Origin of the sequence: Sphingomonas radicis, assembly GCF_051400635.1 — a bacterium.
GTDB lineage: Bacteria > Pseudomonadota > Alphaproteobacteria > Sphingomonadales > Sphingomonadaceae > Sphingomonas.
Genome location: NZ_JBLFFG010000013.1, coordinates 318 through 570, shown reverse-complemented (window position 1 = coordinate 570; position 253 = coordinate 318). Strand labels below are relative to the sequence as shown.

Sequence of the window (253 nt, the reverse complement as noted above, 5' to 3'; positions counted from 1 at the left end):
GACCGCGAGGCCTTCTACGACAGCGAGATCGATTTGCGCGAGCGCACGCTCTATCCGCCGTTCGGCCGGCTCGCGAGCCTGATCATCTCCGCCGGCGACCGCCCGAGCGCCGAAGGCTTTGGCCGCCGCCTCGTTGCGCTCGCGCCGCGCGACGAGCGCGTGGTGGTGCTGGGGCCGGCGGAAGCCCCGCTTGCGGTCATCAAGGGCCGCTACCGCTTCCGCATCCTCTTGAAATCGGCGAGCGGCTTCGACC

At 70.8% G+C, this 253-nt stretch carries 1 pseudogene; it reads left to right on the top strand.

Features of this window, described 5'->3' with window-relative positions:
• Window positions 1-253 (top strand): annotated as a pseudogene (locus tag ACMGDH_RS18195) (primosomal protein N'); the annotation flags it as partial.